Below are 21,694 nucleotides of genomic sequence, written 5' to 3' on the forward strand. Positions count from 1 at the left end.
CTCCAACTGCTGCACCGCCACTGTCACGATGCCAAGACTGCCATAGATGGTAGCCTAAGCAAGAGTCGTACTCATGATAACGAGACGACTGAACTAGGAGCCGTGTGAGGCGAAAGTCTCATGCACGGTTCTGAATGGGAGGGAGAGAAGGTGACTTCTCTCTCGACCCTAATACCGCCCAACCCCCAGGGGAAAATGCCAACATGATTGTGATGCCCCCGAACTCCGAACGGCTTCGCGATCGCTCTTGAGGGCAACGACCCCTACACCATTCCGAATTCTAGGGGGTCGGGATTGAATCGAACTCCAAATGCGCGATGGGTCAGTGTCATGTTTCATTCCACGCCAAAAAAATTGAGTTTTGCGGCCGCGGCGACCGTCGCCTGTGCGGGAACCCTGGGCCTCGGTCCTTCGCTGCCGGTTGTCGCTCAGGATGCGGGAGGGCGTCCTCCGGTGTGCGAGGGGCAACTCCCCACCGGACAGGTGAAATGTAACTACGAGGGGGGCGACAACTACAAGGGCGGCTTCGTCAACGGCCAGCCGGAAGGGCGGGGCGTCTACGTTTACGCCAACCGCGATCGCTACGAGGGCGAATTTCGCAACGGCCTCCCCAACGGTCAGGGGGTGTTCATCTTCTCGGACGATTCCCGGGTGGTGGGGGTGTTCCAGGACGGTAACATCACCCAGGGAACCGTCATCTTCCCCAACGGCGATCGCTACGTCGGCGAATTCGAGCTGGTGACTGAAATTGGCAGCGGCGTGACCAGCAGCCAACCCGACGGCCAGGGAGAGTTTATCTACGCCAACGGCGATCGCTTCGAGGGCGAATTCTTCGCCGGCGGACCCTTCGGCCGGGGTACCTTCACCCGCACCGACGGCACCCGCTGTCAGGGAGAGTTCTTCAACCAAGAACTTGACGGCAAGGGGACTTGCACCTTCCCCAACGGTTTTCGCTACGAAGGCGAATTTCGGGGCGGCATCCCCCACGGCCAGGGCGTGCTGATCGACCCCGGCGGAAAGCGCTTTCCCGGAACCTTCCGCGACGGCCAGCGACAAGACAATTGATAATTGATAATTGACAATTGATAATTATCAATTATTCACCACTTCTCCCCAGATTCACATGACATCTTCTGCAAGTTCTGCCTCCAGTTCCAGTTCCTTTCCCTTCGAGTTCGTCGCCGACCCCGGCCAAGATCGGGAGCTTCTCGATCGCCTGGGGTTCATTTCCGGGTTGAAGGAAGTGCTGACCATCCGCCAGGTCCACGCCCTCGAACACGCCACCGTCTGGGTGTTGGAGGAAATGGCGGGGGCCGAAAATGACGGGTCCCGGGGCGATCGCCTGGGGGGGATGTCCACCGAAACCGGATTTTACCTCTACGGGCCGGTCAACTCGGAGCGACTGCGGCGAGCCGTACAAATCGCCCTGCACCGCCTCACCCGGGGAGAGTGGGATCTGGCGGTCCACCCCCGCTGCGGGACGAATCTATCCGTAGGGATGTTGATGGCGGGGGGGTTGGCCGTGGGCATGAGCTGGCTGCTGCCCAAAGGCCCCGTCGAACAACTGCTGGGACTCGGAATGGCCGCGGCGGTGGCGACCCAGTTGAGTCCCGACTTGGGACAGTTGGCCCAGCGATACGTCACCACCGCCATTCCCTTCAACTTGCGGGTGGTGGAAGTGAGCGCAACCCGGGACTGGTGGGAACGTCCGGCGCACTTCGTCCGGGTCGAGTGGATCGATTAGCAATAAAACTTAAAAGAATGAAGTGAACTAGAACGCAGATCCAGTAGTAGGCTGTAGATTAATTAAACTCAAACTCACGGTCGGGCAGGCCGTGAAAGCTTGTGGAGGGCTAGGCTACGACCCGGACGTCGTAAAACTCCGGCTCCCGGTGAAGCAAGAATCCCCGTCCCTTGCGGGCGGGGAGTGCCACACGCTTTTATCCGTTTTTACAGTACAGAGGAAAAGAAGCCCATGGTTCAACGTGGTTCTAAAGTTCGCATCCTGCGGAAAGAGTCCTACTGGTATCAAGAAGTTGGAACCGTCGTTTCCGTCGATCAAAGCGGAATTCGCTATCCGGTGATCGTTCGCTTTGAAAAAGTGAACTACAACTCCTACTCCGGCGTCGATGGCGGTGTCAATACCAACAACTTTGCAGAAGACGAGTTGATGGAAGTTGCCGCCCCGGCTAAGAAGAAGTAGGCGCAACGATCGCTCTCAATACGATCGCCCGATTCGGTGCCGGAGTTACCTGAAGTTGAAACCGTTAAGGAGGGTCTGAACCAGACGACCCTCGACCAGAATATCGTGGGTGGGGACGTGCTGTTGACGCGCACGATCGCCCGCCCGCTTTCTGCGTCCGAGTTCATCTCGGGGGTGCAAAATGTCGCGATCGCCCGCTGGTATCGGCGGGGAAAATATCTGTTGGCCCGACTCGCCCCACCGGGCCGGCAACCCGATCCCGCCATCGAAACCCCCAGAATCGAAACCCAAACCTCCGAAGCCGGTTGGCTGGGCGTCCACCTGCGGATGACCGGACAACTGCTGTGGCTGACCCCGGAAGAACCCCTGCAAAAACATACCCGCGTCCGCCTCTTCTTTGCGGGAGGACGGGAACTGCGGTTCGTCGATCAGCGCACCTTTGGCCAGATGTGGTGGGTGCCCCCCGATGTCGTCGCCGCAGACGTGATTTCCGGGTTGCGGGAATTGGGACCCGAACCCCTGAGCGAAGAATTTTCTCCCGAATATTTAGCCGGCCGGCTGCGGCTCGCGCGGCGTCCCGTCAAAACCGCCCTCCTCGACCAGTCTTTCATCGCCGGGTTGGGGAATATCTACGCCGACGAAGCCCTATTTTTGTCGGGAATTCGACCGACCACCCCCAGTTGTCAGGTGACGTCCAAACAGGTCGAAGCCCTGCACCCCCAGATCCTCCGGGTTTTGGAAGATGCGATCGCCTCCGGGGGAACCACCATCCGCAACTTCCTCAACGTCGAAGGGGTCAACGGCAACTACGGCGGCCGCGCCTGGGTTTACAACCGCGAGGGCGAACCCTGCCGGGTTTGCGAAACTCCCATTCAACGCCTCAAACTGGCGGGGCGATCGGCCCATTTTTGTCCCCGATGCCAGCATTAGAGACACATCCCGCCGCCCCGGGGACTTCACGAAAACTTTACACAAATTCCGATGATTTTCAAAAAACCCGATTGACTCGCATAAATCGCGCCGTTTATTCTATTTTTTAACTGCTTATATTAGACCCGGTTGTTGACCGAAACGCGATGGCAGATCGCCGCCAGCTCCCCCTTGTCGAGGGGGATAAATTGTGGATTGATGAGAACCCTGAAACCCGGGAAATCGGACCGGATTTGATCTTATATCAGATCCGGTTTTCGACCGTCAATCGACCGTCAATCCCGCTGATATTGGTGCGATCGGCCATATTGCGCCTCGACTCTCCCCCGTACCGAAACCCCAAATTTTTGGGTCGGCGACCGGAATTTTATCTCCGGCAGACCGCCGGAACAAGGCAACAGTCAATGCCCAAAAAAAACGCTTTTACCTTGCGGGTTTTAGCGTCAGTCTTCCCCCGTCCAGAGCGCAAAAAAATATAAATACCCTCAAATAATGTTATCTGGTTTTCCCAAAAAAGAACTCAATTTTAGAGAATTGAATTCCCCAATTGATAGCTGTTTTGGTTTGCGACTACCGATGGAACATCGACAGGAAACAAAGGAATAAAAAATGCTGACCAATCAAACGATTCCAGGTGCGAACAACAATGTCAAAGTTTTCGGCGACTCCGAAGAAAATGCGATTGATGGGCTGACCGGCAACGACATCATTTTCGGACGGGCCGGCGCCGATGACCTTTCCGGTTCGGACGGCAACGACAAACTTTTCGGCGAGGAAGATAACGACACCCTGAACGGGGGAAGTGGCAACGATTTAGCCCGGGGAGACGCCGGAGATGATGTCGCCTACGGTGGCGAGGGCAATGACAAGCTCCTGAGCGGCGAAGGGGCGGACTCCCTCGACGGGGGCGATGGCAAAGACTTGCTCAAAGCCGAAGCCGGAGACGACCAATTAATCGGCGGCAACGACAACGACAAACTCCTCGCCGGGGAAGGTGAAGACATCCTCGACGGGGGCGAGGGCAAAGACTTGCTCAAAGCCGAAGACGGAAACGATCTCTTAGACGGCGGCAACGAAAACGACAACCTCCTCGCCGGTGAGGGAGATGACACCCTCGACGGCGGGGCGGGTAACGACCTACTCCGGGCCGATGGCGGCAATGACACCCTTGATGGGGGTGGCAACAACGACAAACTCCTCGCCGGCGACGGAGATGACGACCTCACCGGGGGCGACGGCAACGACCTGGTCAAAGGCGATGCCGGAGATGACCGACTCCGGGGCGATGCCAGCGACGACAAACTCTTCGGGGGCGACGGAGATGACATCCTCGAAGGGGGCGACGGCGACGACCTGCTCAGGGGCGACACCGGAAATGACCAACTGTTGGGTCAGTTGGGAGATGATGAAATCCGGGGCGACGAGGGAGCGGACACGATATTTGCGGGCCAGGGCAACGATCTGGCCAAGGGACGAGATGGAAATGACCTGATCTTCGGCGACAAGGGAGACGACGAGGTATTGGGCGACGGCGGAAACGACGAACTCTTCGGCGGCGAAGGCAACGATCTCGTCAAAGGCGATGCCGGAGATGACTTGCTTTTCGGAGGCCAGGGCAACGACTCCGTGAACGGGGGTCTCGGCAATGATACGATCAACGGCGACCTCGGGGATGACGACCTGAAGGGAAAAGAAGGAGATGACGAACTTTTGGGGGGTGACGGAAATGACATCCTCGACGGGGAGCTCGGCAACGATATCCTGACCGGGGGAAGTGGGGCCGATTTATTCATACTCGGACCGGGGGAAGGGACCGATCGCATCACCGACTTTGAGGCGATCGATACCATCGGATTGTCGGGAGGCCTGCGGTTGGAGGGCCTGAGTTTCTCCGGCGGCGATATTATCGTGGCGGCCACCGGCGAGGTGTTGGCGACTCTGGTCGGCGTGGATGCCACGGTCTTGGGTGAGAGCAATTTTCTGATCATTTGAGGGCGACGGACGGGCAATCCGCTGAGTTCGCCTCAAACCGGCAACCCATTGGATTAGATTGAGCAAAAGGCCCCGACTCGCGGGGCCTTTTTTTGACGGCCGGATACAGATCGCCGCCACCGCCTGCGGACGGAGGCCGATCGCATCCAAACGCGCTATCGTAATTCAACATGATTGTCAAGTTGCGATCGGAGCGAATGATGCGAAGCGTATTGGGATTGATGGCAACTGTTTTACTTTGGGCGACTCCGGTGTTAGCCCAGGTTTCAGACGCCCAGGTGCGGGCGCTGGTGGAGGCCCTGCGACGGGCGGCACCGCAGACGGGGACGGCAGATGACGGACTCTATAGCGACTGGCAGATCAAGCCGGAGAATATCCCCAGGTGGTCGAGACTCTGCATCGGCGAGGAACTGACCCCCGCCCAGTTCGAGGCCAACGATGCCAAGGCCCGCCAGGTGTTGGGGTGCGTGATGAAAGATATCCTGGAAGAGGAATATGCCAACAGCGGCAATAACGAGATGGTGGCGGTGCGCCGGGCGGCGGCGTGGTGGATGACGGGGGACCCGAACCAGTACGACGCCCCCCAGACGGCGGATTACACCCAGCAGGTGCTGCAATTTTATCAACAGCAGCGATAGGAGCGATCGCGTGACGGGATCGGAGATAGCTGCGATAATTCAAGCAGGCAATTTGAAAAGCCCCCCGCAATGGGGGAGTTTTTCGGCCCGAGAATCGGGTCAGCTCCGCGATCCCATCCATTGTTTGAGTTCATGAACCTCCATCCGACCCCCGTCGATACCACGTCCCACCTGATTTCACCGCCGGTGCCCTCGCCGCTGTTCGTACCGGGGAAACCCCTCAAGTTGGGGGTTTTGGCTTCCGGGAGCGGCAGCAACTTTGAGGCGATCGCCCGGACGATCGGCGACGGGAAGCTCAACGCCCAGATCGAAATTTTAATTCACAACAACCCGAAAGCCGGGGTGATCCGCAGGGCGGAAAAGTTCGACGTGCCCGCCATCCTCGTCAACCATCGGGAATACAACACTCGGGAAGCCTTCGACGCGGCAGTTGTCAAAACTTTAAATCAATACGATTTGGATTTGATCGTGTTTGCGGGGTGGATGCGGATCGCCACCCGCGTTTTGGTGGAAGCGTTTCCCCACAAAATGATCAACCTGCACCCCGCCCTGCTGCCGAGTTTTCCGGGCATCCGCGGCGTGGAACAAGCCTTGGAGGCTGGAGTCAAAATAACGGGGTGTACGGTGCACCTGGTGGAATTGGAAGTCGATCGCGGCCCGATTTTGATGCAGGCGGCGGTTCCGGTGGCGCCCGATGACACCCGAGAAACCCTCCACCGCCGCATTCAGGTGTTGGAACATCAGATCCTGGTGGGGGCGATCGCTTTATTGCAAGCCGCCGAGTCCCATTGATGGCAGGAGGAGACCCGAACCCCCAATGCCGGCCCCATTAAACGAGATTTTCAAGACCGCCATCCGACAGGTGCGGGAACTGTTGAAAGCCGATCGCGCCCTCCTGTACCGGTTCGAGCCGGACATGGGGGGGGCGATCGTCGCCGAGTCCACCCTCAGAGAATATCCCCCCTGCCTGAATACCCCGATCGTCGAGCCCTGCTTTCGATCGGCGCAGATCGCCAACCCCTACCGGGAGGGCCGGATCTTGACGATCGCTGACATTGACACCGCCGACCTGAACCCCTGCCACCGGGAAATGCTGGAGCGGTTCCAGGTGCGGGCCAACCTGGTGGTGCCGGTGCTGCTGCCGGACGCGCCGCTGCCCTATTTGTGGGGGCTGCTGATCGTCCACCAGTGCGGCGGACCCCGGGAGTGGCGGGAGGCCGACATCCAACTCCTCCAACAATTGTCCGTGCAGGTGGGCGTCTCCGTCCAACAGGCCGAACTCCACCGAGACGCCCTGGCGCTCAACCGCACCCTGGAACAGAAGGTCGCCGAACGGACTCGGGAACTGGAAACCCTGGCGCGGCGGGAACGGCTGATGTCCCGCATCGCCGCCCAGATCCGCGCCTCCCTGGACTTGCCGACCATTTTGGATTCCACCGTGGGGGAACTCCGGGAGGCCCTGGCCTGCGATCGCGTCATCATTTACCAGTTCCGCCCCGACCTGAGCGGCACCGTCGTCGCCGAAGCGATCTCGGAGGGGGGAAAAAGCGTCCTGCACACCGAAGTCCACGATCCCTGCGTCAGCCCGGAGTGGGTCGAACCCTACCGGCGAGGTCAAATTCGGGTCGTCAACGACATCTACGAAGCGTCGATGACCCTGTGCCACCAGGAAATGCTGTTGAGCTTCGACATCCGCGCCAAGCTGATGGCGCCGGTGGTGGTGGATGACCGACTGTGGGGGCTGACGATCGCCAGTCACCGGGACCGACCCCGGCAATGGCAACCCGAGGAAATCGAACTGCTGCGGCAGATCTCGACCCAGGTGGCGATCGCCATCCGGCAGGCGACGGCCTACGAAACCGCCCGCACCGAACTGGCCGAACGGCGGAAAGCCGAGCGCCGCTACGCCTCCCTGGTCGCCGCCAGCCCCGTGGGCATCTTTCAGACCGACCGGGCGGGATTTTGCACCTATATCAACGATCGCTGCTGCCAGATGCTGGGTTTGACCCCGGAAACCGCCCGGGGACGCCGGTGGGAAGAGAGCTTGCACCCCGAAGACCGCGATCGGGTGGTCGCCGAGTGGGAGCGGTCGGTGGCAGAAAATCGCCCCTTCCAACTCGAATACCGGTTTCTGCGGGCCGACGGGGAGATCACCTGGGTCTACGGCCAGTGCGTCCCCGAAGTCAACGAGCGGCGGGAGGTCGTCGGCTACTTGGGGACGGTGACGGATATCGGCGATCGCAGGCGGGCCGAAATCGCCCTGGAACGGCTCAACCGGGAACTCGAAAACCGGGTCGAGAGCCGCACCGCCAAACTGCAAGAGTCCCGAGAGCAACTCCGCCACCTTTCCGACCGCCTGGAACTGGCGATCAAATCCGGGGCGATCGGGATCTGGGATTGGGACGTGACCCGCAACGTCCTCACCTGGGACGACCGGATGTATGAACTCTACGGCATCGCCCCGGACGAATTCGGCAACGTTTACGACGGCTGGGCCGACCGCGTCCACCCCGACGACCGCCTTTCGGCCGAGAGGGCGATCGCCGAGGCCCTGGGGGGGGAAAAAGACTACGACCCCGAATTTCGGGTGATTCTCCCCGGCGGCGGCGTGCGCCACATCAAGGGCTACGCCCTGGTGAACCGGGACGAAGTGGGCAACCCCGAACGGATGATCGGCATCAACTACGACATCAGCGATCGCAAGCGGGCCGAAGAAACCCTGCTCAAATGGGAAGCCCACCTGCGGACGGCCCAGCGCATCGGCAAACTGGGCAGTTGGGAATTGGACGTGGCCACCGGCCGCGTCACCTGGTCGGAGGAGACCTTCCGCATTTTCGGGCTGCAACCGGGGACGCAAGCCCCCTCATTCGAGGCGATCTCGCAATTGTTCCACCCCGACGACCGCCCAATCCACGAAACCGCCGTCAAACGGGCGATCGCCACCGCCAGTCCCTACGACCTCGAATCCCGCGTCCGCCGCGCCGATGGTGCCTGGATCGATATCGTCGCCCGGGGCGAACCCCTATGCGACGCCGCCGGCAACGTCACCCAACTCGTCGGCACGGTGCAGGACGTCACCGAGCGGAAATTAGCCGAACGGCGGTTGCACGAAGCCCGGTCGGCGGCCGAATACGCCAACCGCGCCAAGAGCGAATTTCTGGCTCTGATGAGCCACGAGATCCGCACCCCCATGAACGCCATCCTGGGGCTGACCTATTTGACTCAAAAAACCGACCTCACGCCGCTGCAGACGGACTACCTCGGCAAAATTGAGATTTCCGCCCAATCCCTGCTGCAAATCATCAACGACATCCTCGACTTCTCCAAAATCGAGGCCGGGAAGCTGGAACTGGAGTCGGCCCCCTTTGAACTCGACGAAATTCTCAACAACATCTCCAACATCCTCGCCCTCAAGGCCGTCGAAAAGGGCATCGAACTGATCTTTCGCACCGGGGACGACGTGCCGCCCACCTTGGTCGGGGATTCCCTGCGCCTGTCCCAGGTGCTGATGAACCTGACCGGTAACGCCGTCAAATTCACCCCCGAGGGCAGCGTGCTGGTGTCGGTGGAAACCCTCGGCGCGGCCGAGGGGACGGTGAGGCTCAAATTTACCGTCCGGGATACGGGCATCGGCCTGAGTCCGTCCCAAATGGACAACCTGTTTGAAGCCTTCACCCAGGCGGATGCCTCCACCACCCGCAAATACAGCGGCACCGGCTTGGGGCTGGCGATTTGCAAGCGCCTGGTGAATTTGATGGGCGGCGAAATCGGGGTGGAAAGCGAGCTCGGCCGGGGCAGCAGTTTTTACTTTCACATCGAATTCGGCTACCTCTGCGAAGTGAACTCTGCTTTCGGACAGGCGCCCGTTCCCGACCTGCGCGGGGTCAAGTCCCTGGTGGTCGATGATAATCCCCAGGTGCGGGAGATTCTGGCGGAGATTTTGGAGTCCCTGTCGCTGCGCGTCACCTCCGCCACCTCCGGGTTTGAAGCCCTGGAACTGTTGCGGCGGGCCCCCTCGGACGACCCCTTTGAACTGGTGTTGATGGACTGGTGTATGCCGAGCCTCGACGGCATCGAGACGAGCCGACACATCAAAGCGGACCCCCGACTGTCTCACATCCCCCACATCCTGATGGTGACGGCTTACAACCGACCGGATATCCGGCAGTTGGCGGCGTCCGTGGGGATCGAGGCCCTGCTGCCGAAACCGATCGATCGCTCCCGGCTGTTCGACTCGATTTCGGAGGTGTTCGGTTGCGGGGTTCCCACTCGGAAGCAAAGGAAGCAGCCGGCGCTGGAACTGGAAATGTTGTCTGCCATTCGGGGGGCGCGGATTTTGCTGGTGGAAGATAATGAGGTCAACCAACAGATCGCCGTGGAGTTGTTGGCGGCGGCGGGGATGGATGTGGATGTGGCTTGGAACGGGATCGAGGCGGTGGAGAAGGTGCGCTCGTCGGGTTACGATTTGATTTTGATGGACGTGCGGATGCCGAAAATGGACGGGCGGACGGCGACGCGGGAGATCCGCTCCCTGGCGGTGATGGGCGACCCGGAAACGGAGCGGTTCGCCACGGTGCCGATCGTCGCCATGACCGCCCACGCCATGAGCACGGACCGCGCCAAAAGCCTGGAGGCGGGGATGAACGACCACGTTTCCAAACCTATCGACCCGCCGCAATTGTACGGGGCGATCGCGAAGTGGATCGTCCCGGCCCGCCGGGATTTCCGTCCCGCCCCGCCGGGGGCGCTACCTGCGGATTCGGGGCCCCCGGCGGTGTCGTCGAGGCCGGGATTGAATGTGGAGCTGGGGTTGTCCCGCATCGGGGGCAATTCGGAGGCTTACCGGCGGCTGCTGGGGCGGTTCCGCACGGTCCACGCGGAGTCCGCCTCGGAGATCCGGGCGGCGATGGACGGGGGCGATCGCACCGCGGCTTTCAATCTTGTCCACAGCCTCAAGGGGGCGGCGGGGAATATCGGCGCCGACGACCTCTACCGGTCGGCTGACCGCCTGGAGCGGGAGTTGCGGCGGGAAATATCCCAAACCACCCAGACTGAGGATTTGAGCCGAGATCTCGCGGCGGTGATGGAGGCGATCGACGCCCTGCTGGCGGAGTGGGGCGAACCCGAGTCCGAACCCGAGCCCGAGTCCGCCGCGGAGCCTCTCGATGTCGCGGCGATCGCCAAAACGATCGCCGACATCATCGGGCTGCTGGAAGCGGATTTGGGGGAGGCGACCGCCCGTTTGGAAACCCTGCGGCGACAGGTGGGGGGCAAGTCACTGCGCGATCGGGTGGAGGCGATCGCCCGGCGACTCGCCGAATTCGACACCGACGAAGCCGAAAATTTGCTGCGCGATCTCGACCAAACGTTAGAAAATTATTAGATAATTCTAAGGCGAATTGATGCCTCCAATTCCGACCTAAAATTGATAACGGTGAATCGGTGTTTGATGATGAAACCCAAAATCTTGATTGTCGATGACAGCCCCGACAACTTACAAGTGCTGATGCAGATCCTCAAAGAGGATTATGCGGTCATCGCCGCCACGACGGGGGAAAAAGCGCTGCAACTGGCCGTCAAAGAACCGGTTCCGGATCTGATCGTCTTGGATGTGGTCATGCCCGAAATCGACGGATACGAAGTCTGTACCCGGTTGAAAGCCCACCCCGAGACTCGGGAAATTCCGGTGATTTTTGTGACCGCCCTCGGCGAGGTGGGCAACGAAACCAAAGGGTTCGAGTTGGGGGCGGTGGATTATATGACCAAACCCCTGAATCCGCCGGTGGTGAAAGCCCGGATTAAAAGCCACCTGACGCTCCGGAAACTCAATCAAGAATTGCAGCAAAAAAACCGGGCTTTGGCTCACATGACCCGCCTCAAAGACGAATTTTTGGCGAACATGAGCCACGAACTCCGCACCCCCCTGAACGCGATTTTGGGCATGGCGGAGGGGCTGCAAGAGGGGGTTTTGGGGGCGGTGACTGGGGAGCAGATGAAGGCGCTGCAAATTATCGAAAGCAGCGGTTCCCATTTGTTGGAGCTGATCAATGATATTTTGGATCTCTCAAAAATCGAGTCGGGTCAAATCAAGCTCGATCGCGCCCCCACATCCCTGGTTTATTTGTGTCAGTCTAGCTTGGAATTTGTCAAACATGGAGCGGTCAAAAAAAATATTCAATTGATGACGAAATTGCCGAAAAATCTCCCCGATGTATCAGTGGATGAGCGTCGGATTCGCCAAGTATTAATTAATCTGCTCAACAACGCCGTAAAATTTACGCCGGAGGGGGGTCGTATCACCCTGGACGTTTCTTTTTTATCCGTTGAAAATGATAAAAATTACCTGCGGATTGCGGTGGCGGATACGGGCATTGGCATCGCGCCGGAGGACATCAAAAAACTGTTCCGGCCTTTCGTTCAAATCGACAGCGCCTTGAATCGCACCAATGTGGGGACGGGTTTGGGATTGGCTTTGGTGAAGCGCATCGTCGAACTCCACGGCGGGGAAGTGGGGCTCGCCAGCGAAGTGGGGAAGGGGAGTTGTTTTACGGTGGATTTGCCCTGCGACGCGATCGCCCCCCCAGCTCCGGAACTGGAAAATCGGCCCGAAATGGGGGGAGAAATTGAAACGGTTCGACCGCCGATCTCGCCGTTGATTTTGCTGGCCGAAGATAACGAGGCGAATGGGAGTACGATTTCGAGTTATTTGAATGCGAAAGGGTATCGCGTCGTGGTGGCGAAAAATGGGGAGGAGGCGATCGCTTTGACCCGGACTCACAAACCGAATTTGATTTTGATGGATATTCAAATGCCGGGAATGGACGGTTTGGAGGCGATGGAAAAGATCCGCAACGATTTGCAGTTAGTCGAGGTTCCGATTGTGGCGATGACGGCTTTGGCGATGGCGGGCGATCGCGATCGCTCTCTGGCCGCCGGGGCAAATGATTACCTCAGCAAACCGGTCAGACTCAAGCAGTTGGTGGCGACAATTCAACAGTTTTTAGAATAAAAAAATTGGCAATTAAAATCGATTGATTTGGGTTTAAATTCGAGTATGTCTCTTTTGTCTCCGTTTCAGTTTTTGAGTTTCCCCCACCGTGATTTATTTCCGGTTTCACCGCCGCCTCAAAACGGGTGGGTGAGTTTCGGCATCGAAAGGGTTCCGGCGGGGGAGAGAACGTGGCAAGATGGGCCGATCGCCGTCTATCAAACTCGACCGACCGTCAGCTCGAATGGGCGATTTGTGGTGGTGGGAGAGGGCGACTTAATTGACAAAAATCATGGGCAATATAAACCCGATTTTATCGCCGAATTTTTCGCATCTTGTGGCGACATTCCCGGTGCGATCGCCCAATTGAATGGGATATTTGGATTGGTCATTTGGGATCGGGAGAATCGGGAATTGTGGCTGGCGCGGGATGCGGTGGGTGGGAAAACGTTGTATTATACGGCCGTCGGTGGGACGCTGCGGGTCGCGCCTCGGTTGAGAACGTTGGCAGCATTTCATTCGCGGGAATTGGATTCTGTGGCGTTGCGAGATTATCTTTCCTGTGCATTTGTTCCCGGAGAACAGACCCTCTGGCGGGGGGTTCGGGAACTGCGTCCGGGAACCCTACACCGCTGGTCTGAAGGGTCGATTTCACCACAGATAAAAGTGTATTGGCAACCGGAAGAAAAAATCGGCGATCGCGATCGTCCTTTGGAATTCCACGGCGAAAAATTGCGATCGCTGTTGGGTGCGATCGTGGAAGAATCCTTACCCCAAGGGGAACCCGTCGGCGCTTATTTATCCGGGGGATTGGATTCGAGGCGGATCACATTTTGACGAAGGTGAATAATCTAACCACGGCGGCGGAATTGAAAGGGCGATCGCCGTTATTTGACCGCCGTGTTGTCGAGTTGAGTTTGCGAACTCCCCCCGAATATAAATTGTCCGTCGCCGACGAAAAAGCGGTGTTGAAATCGGCCGCGGCGGGTCTTTTGCCGGATGCCATCATCCACCGTCCCAAAAGCGGAATGCGGGTTCCCGTGGGGTGGTGGTTTTCCCGGCACTGGCGGTGGCGGACGAAGGCGTTGCTGTTGAATAAAAATGCCGCGATCGCACCTTATATCAATCAGGGGTTTATCCGGGAGTTTTTCAATCCGGAGAGTCCGGCTTACCATCGCTTTGGGATTAAATTGTGGCTGTTGGTGAGTTTGGAAATTTGGTTGCAAACTTATCGAGATTGATGTTAATTTATGGAGGGGATTAACCACAGAGGCACAGAGAACACAGAGGGTTTTTGAGGTTTTTTTTGCCTTTTTGGTGAATGTTCGTCGTGTTATCCGAAGCTGGAAGAACTGAAAATTGCGATCTCCGTCGTCGTTGTCGTGTCGCTCGTTCCGTCAATGGCTTGACCCGTCCATTCGGTGCGACTCAGGGTCAAGGTTTGGGCGAGAATTTGCAGAAGTTTTCGGGGTGTCAATGACTCCAATTCCACGAAGTTTCCTTTTGCCAACCATTTGATTTCTTCGGGGGATAGGGTTTGTTTCACTGCGACTGAAATTTGGTTCGCCTGCTGTTGGGACTCGGCAGAATTGCGGACGAAGAAATCCCGACCCGAAAAAATTTGGCTGGGCCGCAAGCCGATATCATAAATTTCGATATCGCGATCGCCGAACCATTGGGGAGTATTCCGCAAGTGGTGTACCAAGCCGACACCGCGAGGACTGGCGTCGTGGAGTGCATAAACGGTCAATTTGGGGTTGCGTTTGAGCATTTCTAGAACGGTGCGAAAAATGCTTTGGGGATATCCGGTAATACTCAAGATGGCACAGTTATGCTCGAAGTGAAAGTTGTTGGCGAGGAGAAATTGGGCGATCGCGGATCGGTCGCAAACGATGACGCGATCGAAGCTGTAGGAACTGATTTCGGGACTGACAAAAGTTGTCGAATTTTCTTCTTTGGGAGAGGGCAATAATTTCTCGGGTTCGCCGTTGACTTGACTCCAACGATTTAACCACGTCTCCAATTCTTTTGATTTGACGGGAAATGCGTTGGCGATATCATGTTGATTTTCCCAACGCTTTTTTGGTCTTGCCGTTTCACCGAGATGACTTTTGTCAGCAGGGTTCCGCAACCGGCGATCGCGGCCCGTCCCGGTTCGATAATTAACTCGATATCTCGGTTTAAATTTCGCAGTGCGGCGGTGATTTCCTGTCCGAACATCCGCCAGTCGAAAGCGACATTTCCCTTTTGGTAGGGGTAGCCGAATCCACCGCCAAAGTCGAGATAATGCCAATCTGGCAGGTTTTGGGCGATCGCCAAAATCGGTTGTATGGACTGGGTAAATGCGGGGGTGGCGTTGGTTCCGGTGCCGCGATAAAAATGCAGTCCGGTAATTTTTAAGCCGCAGGATGCGGCAATTTTGACGGCATCGGGGAACTCCTGGGGGCGGATGCCGATGCGACTTTCGCCGGTGATTTCGGGATAATTTAAACGAAACCCGATGCGAGGTGAGAGTGGAGGTTTGACGGTTTGAAAAATTTCGCCAAATTCTTGCAGTTGCTGGAGGCTGTCCAAGTTGTAGGTGGCGATGCCCCAGTTGAGTAGCATTTCAAATTCCTGAGAACTCAGGTTGCTGCCGGTGAAGACAATTGTGGCGGGATCGAATCCGGCTTTCAATCCCAAAAAGGCATCTCCCGGCGTGTTGGCGTGGAGCCCCCAGCCGTGGCGGTTGAAAATTTTGAGCAATGAAATATTGCCGTTGGTGACGCTGGCGAATTGAAACTGGGTTTTGGGGTGGGGAATGGCGGCGGTAATTTCGGCGATGGTTGCGGCCAATTTGTCGCCGTCGTAGACGTACAAGGGAGAACCGTAATTGTCCAATAATTCTTCTGCCAATTCGGCGGAAAATGGCAAGTTGACGCGGGAATAATCGGTTGTATTTTCCGGTTTTTTGACGTTCATAATGGGATGTTATTTACTCGACTGTAAATTCGGATTGACTCAGAATGCGATCGCCCAAAAACATCTCGACTCGCCAGGTTCCCGGCGGGGAATTGGCGTCCAACTGGTGGCAGCGGGTGTTCCAGACGTTTTTTTCGATGGGGCGGGTTTGGTAGCGATTTTGGTGGGCGAGTTGACCCAGGGGATTGGTCTAATTGCACCCCCAGGTCAGTTGTCGGCCGACGGGGGTTTGTTGTAGTTTTACTTGATAGTAAATAGTGGGATATCCTTGGCGTTCGATAACTTTAAAGTCGTGGGTGCGATCGTATCGTTCCAAGGTGAGACGGCTTTGATTGGGATTGGCGTAAACGGCTGCGAACGCCTGCCGTTGTCGATGAAACTGGAACGACCCCAACCCGGCAATTCCGACGAACACTAATCCCAATCCCACCATCAGAAAACGATGCCGCCGTCGTTCCTTCGCCAACGCTTCCCGGCGACGAACCTGCATCAATGCCTCGTCTAAATGATCCGTCGGCAGGTGGAGTTCCTGCAAAATTTGTTTCACCTGTTCTCGATCCAGTTCTGCGTCCCGAACCCGCGACAGGCGATCGACTTCGGCGACGAGTTGGTTGAACTGTTCCGGCGTCAATTTCTCATTCATTTCCCCCCCTTGCAAATACGGCAGGTAACAGGAATAAAAATAGTGTAACCTCTCGGTGGCTGTTACAGAGAATGCGATCGCCAACTTCAACTCCGGATTGGCAGTTTCCGGAACCCCAAACCTGATACCCTAAAGAAGTGGTATCGAGATCTGTCATTCCCCTTGAAACAAACCTCCAGTTATTGGCAACTGCTGCCCTACATCCGCCCCCAGGCCGGAACCATCGCCAAAGCATTAGTCTGCACCCTCGCCTTTACGGTTTTTTGGCCGCTGCTGGCTTGGCTGATGGGTCGGATGGCGGGGTATATCGGCCGGGGAGAGGTGGGGGCGATCGCTCAATTGGCGGGGGTGGCGGCAATTATATTCCTAATTCGTGGTACAGTGCAATACGGCCAGGACACCCTGATGGCGAAAGCGGCCCTCACCGTCGCCCTCGACCTGCGAAAGCAGGCTTACCGCCATCTGCACCGGCTGAATGTCGGCTATTTTGAAACGGCAAAAACGGGGGATCTCGCCTACCGCCTCACCGAAGATATCGATCGCGTCGGGGAAGTGATCAACAAGTTTTTTCACCAGTTTATCCCCTGCATTTTGCAGTTGATCGTCGTCCTCGGCTACATGATTTATATCAACTGGCAACTCACCCTCGCGACTTTAATTATCGCCCCGCTGATGGCGGTTTTGATCGGCTGGTTCGGAGAACGTCTCCTCCATTTTACCCGCCACAGCCAAACCCGCATTTCCAATTTATCCGCCCTGCTGACAGAAGTTTTCGGCGGCATCCGGTTGGTGCAAGCCTTCGCCGCCGAAGATTACGAAGTGTCCCGGTTTTCTCTGGAGGCGGAACACAACCGGCGGGCGAGATTTTTGGCCGAACGAATCAAAGCGTTGCAATTCGTCGTTGTCGGTTTTTTGGAGGCGATGAGCGTGATATTTTTGTTCTTTTTGGGGGGGTGGCAAATTTCCAAAGGTCACATCACCGGGACGGATTTTATCAGCTACGTCACGGCCGTGGCGTTGTTGATCGATCCGATTTCTTTGACCACCAGCAATTACAGCGAATTCAAACAGGGTCAGGCGTCGTGCGATCGCATTTTTGAACTGTTCGCCATCCAACCTACCGTCGTCGAAAAACCGGGCGCCCGGGAGCTCCCCCACGTCAAGGGAAAAGTCGAATATCACGACGTCTGTTTCACCTATCCGACATTCGGGGAAAAAGCCGGCATCGGGGCGGGGGATTTCGCACCCAATCTGCCCGTCCTCGACAATTTTAATCTTTCAGTCCAACCGGGGGAAATGGTCGCCTTGGTGGGCGCGTCAGGAGCCGGAAAAAGCACGATTGTCAGCCTTCTGCCCCGCTTTTACGATCGCCAATCCGGGGAGATCCGCATCGACGAGATCGACATCCGGGACGTCACCCTGCCCAGCCTCCGCCGCCAGATCGGCATCGTCCCCCAGGAAGTGATATTATTCTCCGGTACGATCGCCCAAAATATCGCCTTCGGACGGGCCGACTACGACCTCGAACGGGTGGAGGAGGCCGCCAAAATCGCCAACGCCCACCCCTTCATCAGCCAGCTACCGGAGGGCTATCAAACGGTGGTTGGGGAACGGGGAATCACGCTTTCCGGGGGACAGCGGCAGCGAATCGCGATCGCCCGGGCGGTATTGCTGGACCCGAGAATTCTAATCTTGGACGAGGCGACGTCGGCGTTAGATTCGGAGTCGGAAACCCTGGTCCAGGAGGCTTTAGAACGGCTGATGCAGGGGCGGACGGTATTTATTATCGCCCACCGACTGGCGACGGTGCGCCGCGCCGACCGGATTTTGGTGGTGGAGGGCGGTAAAATTGTCGAGTCGGGCACCCACGCGGAATTGTTGAAAAAAGGCGATCGCTACGCCTATTTTTACTCGCAACAATTTAGTTAGTGGAAATTTAGGGAGTCGGGAGTCGGTATTAGGGAGTCGGTCATTTTTCACTTTTCACTTTTCATTTTTCATTTTCCCCACCCCCTACGGTGGCGGACTGGCGATCGCGGGGGAAAATAGTATACAGTTTTGGGAGAAAACCGGATTGCAACCTGTCGGTGTGGCGGTCGGGTGTCGTTCCAGTTCGGGACTTTGCGGGGTCCTCTCACCCCGGATAGAAGGGTGTCTCACCTGCCGAAACCAACATTCAATCGCGATCGCAATGGACAACACGATCAAACAGACGTATTACGAAATTGTCTACAGCTTGCTCATCAACTCTGACGCTCAATCTCCCGAAATCCTCAATTCCCACCTGGGCATCCTGGCGGACGAGGAGTTCGTGCCATTCCTCCGCGAAGTCTGTGCCACCCTCATCGAACGCAATTGTCAGGAAGATGCCGAACGGTTGAGGGAAATGGCCGATCGCATCGAAGCGGCGGGAAGCATCGCCACCTGGATTGAACAAAACCGCCCCGTCGCGCCGCCGCCGCCGCCCCAACCGCAACCCGCCCCCACTCCCCAGACGCCGCCGCCCCAACCGCCCCAACCGCAACTCGATCCAAAAGTGGCGGCGGAAAAACAGTCGAAGGCGGAAGAACTGTTCAAGCGGGGGGTCCAGGAGTTTCAAGGCAACCAGTTCCAGGAGGCGTTCAACTCTTGGCAAGAGGCTCTGGTCCTGTATCAGGAGGTGAACAATCACCGGGGGGCGATTAATTGCATGGGCAAATTGGGGAATGTTTACCATTCTTTGGGACAGTACCAACAGGCGATCGAAGCTCACAAACAATGTCTCGCCGTTGCCCGCAAAATGCAATATCCCCAGGGAGAAGCCAACGCCTACAGCAGCCTCGCCCACGTCTGCTATGCCGTCGGGCAGCACGATCAGGCGCTGTTCGGCTACCAGCAAGCTTTGGAAATTGCCCAAAAAACGAATTATCGATTTGGGGAGGTGAACATATTGGGTAGCCTCGGTCAATTGTATTCGACTTTGGGCCGTTATGAAGAAGCGATCGCCCACATCGAAGGGGCGGCGACGAAGGCGGGGGAGCTCGGCTACCGGTTCGGGGAAACCAATTTTCTCGCCAATTTGGGCAGCGCCTACGCGGCGCTGGGACAGTTTGATCGCGCCACCGTCGCCCACCATCAGGCTCTCAAAATTGCCCGTGGCATCAATTACGATTTCGGGGTCGCCAACAGCCTCAGTCATATCGGCACCACCTATCAGTTGAAGGGGGATTTCGACCAGGCGATCGCCTACTACCGACAACACTTACAAATAGCGCGAAAAATTCCGTCGCCGCAGGGGGAAGGGACGGCCCTGATGAATTTGGGCAATACTTACCGACTCAAAGAAGATTGGACCGGGGCGATCGAACATTACCGGCAGGCGTTGGCGATCGCCCGGGAAATGGGGGACGTCCGCCAGGAAGTTACGGCCGTCAACAATCTCGGCCAAATTTATCAAATTACGGAACAGTTTGATGATGCCATTCTAGCCTTTCGGGAGAGTCTGGAAAAAGCGACACCCTTGACGTTGCCGATGGACTGTCTGACGGCGGGACGGCACTTGGGAGATATCGGATTTAATCAAGATAATTGGGAGTTGGCGATCGAGGGGTATTCTCGGGCGATCGAGGCGTTGGAACAGAGTTGCAGCGGCACGATGACTTCTCCCCGCCGATCGGAAATTGTGGCGGAAGCGACGGGACTCTACGATCGCATCGTACAGGCTTATATTAATGGCAATTCGGAGGATGCCGGCGGGTTGGAGCGGGCGTTTGAATACGGGGAGCGATCGCGAATTCAAAAGTGGGTTTCTCTTCTCTCGCGGGAGTACGGGGGGACGGAAAAAGAACTGACCGAATTGTTGGACAATTATCACCGCTTCCAAGAGCAAATGGATACCCTCCACTTCCGGCGCCAGTCGGAGGAAATGAAACAGTTCGCGGCGGCGGGAATTCGCATGAATCACATCGCTATTTTCCGGGCGGAAACCGTGACGCTGAACGGCTTGGAAGCCGAAAAGCAAAAGATGTGGGCGAAGATCCGCGATCGCGATCCGGTGTGGGCGGGGATGCTGCGGGTTCAACCGTTGGAAACAGACCGAATTTCGGCGTTAATTTCTAATTCTGTAACTGCCCTGTTGAGCGTCTATATTGCGGAGGCTGCGACCCACGTTTTCGTCCTGCGGCGGGGCAAGGCAGACGATCCTTGGGCGGAAACCGACAGTTTCAATATATCCCGGCACACCTGTGGGGGACAGGGACGGGACAATTTGGGGGCGTGGCTGGCAGAAAATTGGCTGCAACCGGATGTCGAAAAAACGTCGTCTTGGCGCGATCGCATGGTGGAAATGTTGGCAGAATTATCGCAGCGGTTAGAGCTCGATCGCCTGATTGCAGAGCATCTTGATGGCATTCAAGAATTGTTAATTATCCCCCATTTAGGTTTACATTGCTGTCCGTTTGCGGCGTTGCCGATTTCCGGCGGGGAAGGCTATCTCGGCGATCGCTTCCGGATCAAAATCGCCCCGAGTTGCCAGGTTTTGGATCTGTCCCGCCAGGTGCGGGAGGGGCGATCTCAAACGGTTTCTAACCTCCCCACCTTATCGACTTCCACGACTTTTGGATTGGCGGAAAGTTCCCGGCCGGAATCTATCCTGGCGGGTTATGAATGCGAGGCGTTGGCGGAACAGTTCCGGGTTCCCGAGAGCCACTATTTAAAAGGTGAAAATCTGAGTTGCGATCGCTACAAAAAATTCCTGAATGAAGTGCAGGTTTTGTATTGCGGACAAGCCATTCAATTCAATTCCGATACTCCCCTATCATCCCCAATCAACCTATTTTCAGAAACCATATCTTTGCAACACTTGCTGAGTTGGCGATCGCCCGAATTGCTGGAAGTGTTTCTATCTCGCTGCCAAACAATGGGTGAAACCTCAGAACCCAAAACCGAACAACTGCTCAATTTTAACAGTGCCTTTCTATGCATGGGGGCATCAACTGCGATCGCGCCTTTGTGGTGCGTCGGAGAAATTCCAACCGCCATTTTCGCCCGATTATACTATCACTATCGCCGGGAATTGGGCGTCGCGGAAGCCCTGCAACAGGCTCACATCCGCCTCCGCAGCTTATCCCAAACCGAATTATCCGAAACCTACGAAGTCGAATTATTGGCTTATCTCGAAAAAATTCAAGGGGAAGAAAACTCCAAGAAAATTAACGACCAAAAAACCAGTTTGGCAAGTTTTAAAATGCAGGAATATCCTTTCTCCAATCCCTACTATTGGGCGGCATTCTCCGCCTTCGGATTAACTTGAGAATCCCTCGGGAATTAATTCCCACGCCAATAGCAAAAATCCTCTGCAG

16 protein-coding genes are annotated in these 21,694 nt (G+C 56.9%); 13 read left to right on the plus strand and 3 right to left on the minus strand.

Annotated features, from left to right (window positions below):
• Nucleotides 1–330 precede the first annotated feature (330 nt).
• From LKE08_RS28815 to LKE08_RS28865, 11 genes are all read left to right on the plus strand, one after another.
• Entirely contained in the window at nt 331–1,065 is a 735-nt protein-coding gene (locus LKE08_RS28815; RefSeq protein ID WP_324707742.1) for an MORN motif-containing protein, read from the plus strand.
• A gap of 58 nt (nt 1,066–1,123) precedes the next feature.
• A complete protein-coding gene (locus tag LKE08_RS28820; protein WP_324707743.1) occupies nt 1,124–1,744 on the plus strand; it encodes a DUF6391 domain-containing protein in 621 nt (206 codons plus the stop codon).
• A 231-nt stretch (nt 1,745–1,975) separates the two neighbouring features.
• Nucleotides 1,976–2,203: a photosystem I reaction center subunit IV gene (locus LKE08_RS28825; protein ID WP_324707744.1), complete on the plus strand. Its 228-nt coding sequence runs from the start codon at nt 1,976–1,978 to the stop codon at nt 2,201–2,203.
• 36 nt (nt 2,204–2,239) lie between these two features.
• Nucleotides 2,240–3,133 carry a DNA-formamidopyrimidine glycosylase gene (locus LKE08_RS28830; protein ID WP_324707745.1) on the plus strand — a complete coding sequence of 298 codons (894 nt, stop codon included), beginning with the start codon at nt 2,240–2,242 and terminating at the stop codon, nt 3,131–3,133.
• A 609-nt stretch (nt 3,134–3,742) separates the two neighbouring features.
• Nucleotides 3,743–5,125: a calcium-binding protein gene (locus tag LKE08_RS28835; RefSeq protein WP_324707746.1), complete on the plus strand. Its 1,383-nt coding sequence runs from the start codon at nt 3,743–3,745 to the stop codon at nt 5,123–5,125.
• A gap of 197 nt (nt 5,126–5,322) precedes the next feature.
• On the plus strand, nt 5,323–5,763 hold the full coding sequence (locus LKE08_RS28840) for a hypothetical protein (protein ID WP_324707747.1): 441 nt from the start codon (nt 5,323–5,325) through the stop codon (nt 5,761–5,763).
• Between the two features lie 132 nt (nt 5,764–5,895).
• Complete coding sequence (purN, locus tag LKE08_RS28845; RefSeq protein ID WP_324707748.1) at nt 5,896–6,555, plus strand: phosphoribosylglycinamide formyltransferase; 660 nt, start codon at nt 5,896–5,898, stop codon at nt 6,553–6,555.
• A gap of 25 nt (nt 6,556–6,580) precedes the next feature.
• Nucleotides 6,581–11,146: a PAS domain-containing protein gene (locus LKE08_RS28850; RefSeq protein ID WP_324707749.1), complete on the plus strand. Its 4,566-nt coding sequence runs from the start codon at nt 6,581–6,583 to the stop codon at nt 11,144–11,146.
• 66 nt (nt 11,147–11,212) lie between these two features.
• On the plus strand, nt 11,213–12,772 hold the full coding sequence (locus tag LKE08_RS28855) for a response regulator (RefSeq protein WP_324707750.1): 1,560 nt from the start codon (nt 11,213–11,215) through the stop codon (nt 12,770–12,772).
• A 45-nt stretch (nt 12,773–12,817) separates the two neighbouring features.
• Nucleotides 12,818–13,588, plus strand: coding sequence for an asparagine synthase-related protein (locus LKE08_RS28860; protein ID WP_324707751.1), 771 nt, complete (start codon nt 12,818–12,820; stop codon nt 13,586–13,588).
• A 5-nt stretch (nt 13,589–13,593) separates the two neighbouring features.
• Nucleotides 13,594–13,992: an asparagine synthase-related protein gene (locus tag LKE08_RS28865; protein ID WP_324707752.1), complete on the plus strand. Its 399-nt coding sequence runs from the start codon at nt 13,594–13,596 to the stop codon at nt 13,990–13,992.
• Nucleotides 13,993–14,084: 92 nt separating this feature from the next.
• Here LKE08_RS28865 and LKE08_RS28870 read toward each other — a convergent pair whose 3' ends face one another.
• The 3 genes from LKE08_RS28870 to LKE08_RS28880 form a co-directional block, all read right to left on the minus strand.
• Nucleotides 14,085–14,774 (minus strand): hypothetical protein, encoded by a 690-nt coding sequence (locus LKE08_RS28870; protein WP_324707753.1) that lies wholly within the window; start codon nt 14,772–14,774, stop codon nt 14,085–14,087.
• Nucleotides 14,759–15,712, minus strand: a complete 954-nt coding sequence (locus LKE08_RS28875) for a decarboxylase (RefSeq protein ID WP_324707754.1) — start codon at nt 15,710–15,712, stop codon at nt 14,759–14,761. The genes LKE08_RS28870 and LKE08_RS28875 overlap by 16 nt, the downstream gene beginning before the upstream one ends.
• Nucleotides 15,713–15,902: 190 nt before the next feature.
• Nucleotides 15,903–16,355: a hypothetical protein gene (locus LKE08_RS28880; protein ID WP_324707755.1), complete on the minus strand. Its 453-nt coding sequence runs from the start codon at nt 16,353–16,355 to the stop codon at nt 15,903–15,905.
• A gap of 162 nt (nt 16,356–16,517) precedes the next feature.
• Here LKE08_RS28880 and LKE08_RS28885 point away from each other — a divergent pair, with 162 nt between their 5' ends.
• Together LKE08_RS28885 and LKE08_RS28890 are read left to right on the plus strand one after the other, a co-directional pair.
• The gene (locus LKE08_RS28885; RefSeq protein ID WP_324707756.1) at nt 16,518–18,284 is read left to right on the plus strand and encodes an ABC transporter ATP-binding protein; all 1,767 of its coding nucleotides are present in this window, start codon (nt 16,518–16,520) and stop codon (nt 18,282–18,284) included.
• 262 nt (nt 18,285–18,546) lie between these two features.
• On the plus strand, nt 18,547–21,645 hold the full coding sequence (locus LKE08_RS28890) for a tetratricopeptide repeat protein (protein WP_324707757.1): 3,099 nt from the start codon (nt 18,547–18,549) through the stop codon (nt 21,643–21,645).
• The last annotated feature ends 49 nt before the right edge of the window (nt 21,646–21,694 follow it).

Origin of the sequence: Lyngbya sp. CCY1209 (assembly GCF_035615495.1) — a bacterium.
GTDB lineage: Bacteria > Cyanobacteriota > Cyanobacteriia > Cyanobacteriales > Microcoleaceae > Limnospira.

Coding starts and splice junctions, on each gene's coding strand:
- LKE08_RS28890 (WP_324707757.1), top strand. CDS start 18,547: ATGGACAACACGATCAAACAGACGTATTACGAAATTGTCTACAGCTTG.
- LKE08_RS28850 (WP_324707749.1), top strand. CDS start 6,581: ATGCCGGCCCCATTAAACGAGATTTTCAAGACCGCCATCCGACAGGTG.
- LKE08_RS28825 (WP_324707744.1), top strand. CDS start 1,976: ATGGTTCAACGTGGTTCTAAAGTTCGCATCCTGCGGAAAGAGTCCTAC.
- LKE08_RS28835 (WP_324707746.1), top strand. CDS start 3,743: ATGCTGACCAATCAAACGATTCCAGGTGCGAACAACAATGTCAAAGTT.
- LKE08_RS28815 (WP_324707742.1), top strand. CDS start 331: ATGTTTCATTCCACGCCAAAAAAATTGAGTTTTGCGGCCGCGGCGACC.
- purN (WP_324707748.1), top strand. CDS start 5,896: ATGAACCTCCATCCGACCCCCGTCGATACCACGTCCCACCTGATTTCA.
- LKE08_RS28840 (WP_324707747.1), top strand. CDS start 5,323: ATGATGCGAAGCGTATTGGGATTGATGGCAACTGTTTTACTTTGGGCG.
- LKE08_RS28875 (WP_324707754.1), bottom strand. CDS start 15,712: ATGAACGTCAAAAAACCGGAAAATACAACCGATTATTCCCGCGTCAAC.
- LKE08_RS28820 (WP_324707743.1), top strand. CDS start 1,124: ATGACATCTTCTGCAAGTTCTGCCTCCAGTTCCAGTTCCTTTCCCTTC.
- LKE08_RS28855 (WP_324707750.1), top strand. CDS start 11,213: ATGATGAAACCCAAAATCTTGATTGTCGATGACAGCCCCGACAACTTA.
- LKE08_RS28880 (WP_324707755.1), bottom strand. CDS start 16,355: ATGAATGAGAAATTGACGCCGGAACAGTTCAACCAACTCGTCGCCGAA.
- LKE08_RS28860 (WP_324707751.1), top strand. CDS start 12,818: ATGTCTCTTTTGTCTCCGTTTCAGTTTTTGAGTTTCCCCCACCGTGAT.